This is a genomic window from Streptomyces sp. AF1A (genome assembly GCF_047340315.1).
Taxonomy (GTDB): domain Bacteria; phylum Actinomycetota; class Actinomycetes; order Streptomycetales; family Streptomycetaceae; genus Streptomyces.
In genome coordinates, this window is sequence record NZ_JBLEBI010000282.1 from 1 (window position 1) to 5,383 (window position 5,383).

The window sequence follows — 5,383 nt, forward strand, 5'->3', positions numbered from 1 at the left end:
CGCGACGCGCCGAACGCGCACCGCCCCGGTCGAGCCCCGCGCCCGTGCGGACGCCTCGGTCCGGCGGTCCCTCGTGGCCGTACGGGCCAACCGGCGCTTCCTCGCGCTGCTCGGCGCCGCCGCCGCGCAGGCCCTGGCCACCGGGGTGCTGCTGGCCGGAGTGCCGTACGCGACCCGGCAGGTGCTCGGCGACGCGGCGCTGACCAGCGCGCTGGTGGCCGCGTTCGTCGTGCCGGACCTGCTCACGGCGCGGCTGTGGGCACGGCTCGGCGCCCGGCTGGGCACGCACCGCGCCTACGCGGTGGCCGGCGCCCTGTTCGCCTTCGGCTGCCTCGGGTTCCTCGCCGTGCCCGTGGTGCCGTCCGGGGTCGTGCTCGCCGCGATGGCGCTCGCCGGCACGGGACACGCCGGGCAACTGGTCTTCCAGTACGCCCTTCTGCCCGACTGCATCGCCGAGGACGCCGGCCGCGCCGGCGACCGCAACGGCGGTGTGCTGTCCGGGGTGTTCGCCACCGGCGAGGCGGCCGGCCTGGCCCTCGCCCCCTTCGTCTACGGCCTCGTCCTAGCCGCCTTCGGCTACGTCTCCTCCGGCGCCGGGCACGCCGTCCACCAGACGGGCACGGCCCGCCTCGGCATCCTGCTCGGTCTGGCCCTGCTGCCCCTGTTGGCGACGGCCGCCGGGACGCTGTCCCTGCGGGGCTGCCGGATGCCTGGCGCGGGCGGGCGGTCGTAGACGCGACGGGCGCCGGCCGTGGTCACGGCGGCCGGGCGCGGCCGGTCCCGGCTCGCTGCCCGGTCCGGCCCCGCGTTCGCAGGGATACGACGCTTCACAGGACGCGGGCCGCCGGCGTCGCGGTGGTGGGTAGGGGGCGCGCGGTGCCGTCCGGGGTGCGCAGGAGCAGCCGGTGCTCGGTTTCCCGGCGCACGGTGCCGACCACGGCCGCCCGGCGGCCCCGGGGGTGCGCGCGCAGCGCAGCCAGGAGCGGCGGCACCGCCTCCGGCGCCACGACGACGCACAGGGTGCCGGGGCTCGCCGCCGCCCAGGGCGCGAGCCCCAGTTCGTCCAGGGCGAGCCGGGTCACCCGCCGTACCGGCAGGGACGCCTCCTCGATCTCCACCGACGTGCAGCCGGCCGCCGCCACCGCGTCGAGGACGGCGGCGAGTCCGCCCTCGGCCGGCTCGCGCACCGCGCGCACGCTCCCGCCGGCGGCCGAGTGCGCCGCGTCGATCAGGTCGGCCAGCGGGGCACACCGGCTGGAGACGTGGTGTTCGTAGCCCAACCCGGCGCGCAGGGAGAGAAGATGGGCCTCGTGGTCGCCGAGCGGGCCGCTGACCACCACGCGGTCGCCGGGAGCGGTGTCCGCGGGGTCGGGCGGCCGGTGCCGGGCGGCGCCCACGGCGGTGGCGGTGACGTACAGCTGGTCGGCGTCCCCGGCCCGCACCACGCGCGCGTGCACCCCGGTCACCGCGACACCGGCCTCGGCGGCCGTCCGTCGTACGGAAGCGGCGAGTTGACGCAGCCTGGTGCCCGGCAGCCCGGCCTCGACGGTCAGGCCCAAAGTCACCTGCCGGGGCTCCGCGCCTTGTGCGGCAAGGGAGTTGACCGCGCCGCACACGGTGAGCCGGCCGATGTCGGCGCCGCCGAAGAACGGCGGGTCGCAGACGAAGGTCCGGGTGACGGCGACGGGTTCACCAACCCGGGCGCCGGTCCCGGCCGAGTGCGTCAGCTCGGTGAGGACCGGGCTCGGATCGTCGCCCAGCCGGACCTGACCGAACATCAACATCCGGTCACGCGGCAGCGGTTGCGTCGGCATGGCGGTTCCCTCCCCCGGGCCGCGAGTCGGCGGCCTCCGCCCGTTCACCGTACGGCCGGTGAGGGCCGGTCGCGGACACTCAGGGGTGCGCACCGCGCGGGATAGGGGTCCCCTAAACGGCGCGTACGCGCGTTGTCCCCGGTTTCGCCCCCTCCTACCGTCGTGACGACAGACCGTCGTCGAGCGGCGCTCCCGTGCCGCGTGAGGAGTTGTGGTGGACAACAAGGGAGCCGGCAGCGGACACCCGCGCAGGTGGGCGATTCTCGCCGTGCTGGCCGTCGCGGTGTTCGTCGTGTCGATCGACTCGACCATTCTCAACGTGGCACTGCCCACGCTCGGCAGGGAGCTGGACGCCGGCACCAGTGAGCTCCAGTGGATGGTGGACGCCTACTCGCTCGTGCTCGCCGGGCTCCTGATGATGACCGGCAGCCTCTCCGACCGGTACGGGCGCAAGAAGCTGCTCATCGCCGGTCTCGTGGTGTTCGGCATCGCCTCGGTCGCGGCGGCCTTCTCCACCCGGTCCTGGGAACTCATCGCCGCCCGCGCGGCGATGGGCGCCGGCGCCTCCGCGTTCATGCCGGGCACGCTCTCCATCCTCGTGCACGTCTTCTCGGAGGAGGAGCGGCCGAAGGCCATCGGCATCTGGGGCGCGGTGACCGCGCTCGGCGCCGTGACCGGGCCGCTCATCGGCGGCGCGCTGCTGGAACACTTCTGGTGGGGCTCGCTGTACCTCGTCAACGTCGTCGTGGTCGCCCTCGCCGTGCTGGGGACCACCGCCCTCGTACCGGAGTCCACCGACCCGGCGGCCCGCCCGCTCGACGCGCTCAGCACCGTGCTGTCCGTCGTGGGCATCGGCGCCCTGGTGTACGGCGTGATCGAGCAGCCCCGCTACGGCTGGTCGTCGCCCCGGGTGCTGACCGGTCTCGTCGGCGGTGTCGTCGTCATGGGCCTGTTCCTGCTGCGGCAGAGGACCGCTCGGCACCCGATGGTCGACCTCGCGGTGGTGCGCAACAGCCGCTTCCTCGGCTCCAGCGGCACCATGGCCGTGCTGATGTTCGCGCTCACCGGCAGCCTGTTCGTCCTCACCCAGCAGTTCCAGCTGGTGCTCGGCTACTCGCCGCTGCTCGCCGGCGCCGCGATCCTGCCGATGGCGGTGGCGCTGATGATCTGCTCGCCGCTGGCGCCGGTGCTGTCCAAGGCGGTGGGGGTGCGCGGCGCGGTCGTGGTGGCCCTGCTCGTGCTGGCCGCCGGGTACGGGGTGTTCGCGCTGTTCACCAAGGACCACGGGTACGCCGCGATGGTCGTCGCGATGGCCCTGGTCGGCGCGGGCATGGGCCTGGCGCAGCCGCTCGTCAACGACGTGCTGATGACCGCCGGCCCGCCCGAGCAGTCGGGGCTGCTGTCCTCCATGAACGACACCGTGCAGGAGATGGGTTCGGCGCTCGGCGTCGCGGTCGTCGGCAGCGTGCTGGCCGCGCGGTACGCCGCGACGTACCCGCTCGCCGGTCCCGCGCCGGCGAGGCACTCGCTGGACCAGGCGCTGCAGGCCGCGAAGTCCCTGCCGCACCCGACCGCGCAGCACACCGTGGACGCCGCGAAGACCGCCTTCGCGCATGCCTTCACCGCCTCGGAGGCGGTGTGCGCCGGCGTCGCCGTGCTCGGTGCGGTGCTGGCGGCGGTGCTGCTGCCGCGCATGGTGGAGACGTCCGAGGCCGCGGCCGGGGCGGCTCAGGCCGAGGCCGCCGAGGCGGACAGCCCGCTCGCCCGGGAGGCCACCGCCTGAGCGTCTCCCGGACCTGACGCCCGCCGGGCGTCGCCACCCCCCATGGGCAGGTCGCCCACGCGCGAAGCACTCGTGCGTGGGCGACCTGCCTTTTGCCGTGCGGCCCGACGGCGGCCGCCGTTTTTCTTCACCGCATTCACCGGCGCATGGCTGGAATGCGACCTACCGGTTCTCTCGCCCGCCCTCGAAACCGCGGAAAGCGCCCCAGGTCAGACGGTGTGTCACGGAAATACGGGGCGGCCGCCGCGGGCGTAGGGGACGGATAGGGGTGCTGCCGGATCGGGCGTCCCCATAGCGTCGATCGGGCAGACAATCGTTCGAAGGGAATCCTTCTCATGACGCAGGTCCAGGAAGAGCTGGAAGCCGTTCTGCAGCGCTATGTCGACGAGGTCCTCAACGGGCACAAGGACGAACTCCTCGAGGAATTCATCCACCCGGAATTCCGTCACTTCACGGACGAGACCGCCCTGGCCCTGGAGAACGACGGCACCGACCTGGAGGGCATCAAGGCCGGCCTGATCGAGGTCCGCGAGAAGCTCGCCCCGCATTACAGCGCGCAGGTCGTCCGCTGGGAGGACGACATCGTGCACCTCGCCTGGAAGACCACGGTGACCCACCAGGGCTACATCTTCGACCGGGAGCCGACCGGCAAGACCTTCACGCTGACCTACACCGGCAAGACCCAGTTCAAGGACGGGAAGATCTACCGCGCCCAGAACTACTGGGACCCGCAGCAGGCCCTTTCCGTCATCGACGGCGACTGAGGGGCCTGGAGCGCACCGGTGACGACATCGACTCCGGCCGGCCACGCGAGGGTGGCGGCCGACGCACCGCACGGCCCCGCGCGGGGCCGCACCGCCCTGGTCTTCTCCGGCCAGGGCAACCAGTGGCTGGGCATGGGGCGCGACCTCATGGCCCGGGAACCGTCCGTGCGGGCGGTCCTCGAGGCGGCGGACGACGCGCTGCTCGCGGCCACCGGCTGGTCCCTGCTGGGCGAACTGGCCGCATCCGAAGGGGAGTCGCAGCTGGCGGACCCGGCGGTCCTCCAGCCCACGCTGGTCGCGCTGCAGATCGCCCTGGCCCGGCTGCTGGCCGAACGCGGCCTGGTGGCCGACCACTTCGTCGGCCACAGCCTCGGCGAGATCGCGGCAGCGGCCGCCGCCGGCGCCCTGGAGCTGCCCGAGGCGCTGCGCCTGGCCCGGCTGCGCGGCGAGCTGATGCGCAAGGCCGTGGGCACCGGCCGTACCGCCCTGCTCGGCGTCGACGCCGACCGGGCCGAGGCGCTGATCGGCACGTACGGCGGAGCCGCCGACGTCGCCGCCTGGAACGCCCCGCAGGCCACGCTCGTCGCCGGGGACGCCGGTACGGTCGAGGTGATCGTGGCGGAGCTGACCGGGCGCGAGGTCTTCGCCCGCGTCCTGCCCGGCGACATCGCCTTCCACAGCCGCTTCCTGGAGCCGCTGCGCGCCGTGTTCGCGCAGGCGGCCCGGGACCTGGTCCGGCCGCGCCCCACCGCCGGCGGGCTGGTGTCCACGGTCACCGGCACGCTGCTCGACGGCTCGTGCGCGGACGGCGCCCACTGGGCCGCCAACCTGCGCGAGCCGGTGCGCTTCGTGCAGGCCGTCGACACCCTGCTGGAACTCGGCTGCCGCACCTTCGTCGAGGTCGGCCCGCACCCCACGCTGGGCCCGTCCCTCACCGACTGCTGTGCCGCCCGCGGCGTCACCCCGCTGGTGCTGCCGACGCTGCGGCGCGGCGAGGGGGAGCAGGAGAACGTGCTGCGCAC

General features: G+C 74.4%; 5 protein-coding genes. 4 read left to right on the forward strand and 1 reads right to left on the reverse strand.

Features of this window, described 5'->3' with window-relative positions; translation table 11 throughout:
* Nucleotides 1-733 (forward strand): MFS transporter (locus ACLU3S_RS35525; protein ID WP_413956094.1); only part of this gene is annotated, 733 nt, incomplete at its 5' end.
* Nucleotides 734-827: 94 nt separating this feature from the next.
* Here ACLU3S_RS35525 and ACLU3S_RS35530 read toward each other — a convergent pair.
* Nucleotides 828-1,814, reverse strand: a complete 987-nt coding sequence (locus ACLU3S_RS35530) for an AIR synthase-related protein (protein ID WP_413956095.1) — start codon at nt 1,812-1,814, stop codon at nt 828-830.
* A 214-nt stretch (nt 1,815-2,028) separates the two neighbouring features.
* On the opposite strand from ACLU3S_RS35530, the gene ACLU3S_RS35535 reads away from it, so the two are divergent.
* The 3 genes from ACLU3S_RS35535 to ACLU3S_RS35545 form a co-directional block, all read left to right on the forward strand.
* Nucleotides 2,029-3,597, forward strand: coding sequence for an MFS transporter (locus ACLU3S_RS35535; RefSeq protein ID WP_413956096.1), 1,569 nt, complete (start codon nt 2,029-2,031; stop codon nt 3,595-3,597).
* Between the two features lie 335 nt (nt 3,598-3,932).
* Complete coding sequence (locus ACLU3S_RS35540) at nt 3,933-4,361, forward strand: ester cyclase (protein ID WP_413956097.1); 429 nt, start codon at nt 3,933-3,935, stop codon at nt 4,359-4,361.
* A gap of 18 nt (nt 4,362-4,379) precedes the next feature.
* Nucleotides 4,380-5,383: acyltransferase domain-containing protein (locus tag ACLU3S_RS35545; protein ID WP_413956098.1), on the forward strand; the 1,004-nt coding region annotated here is incomplete at its 3' end.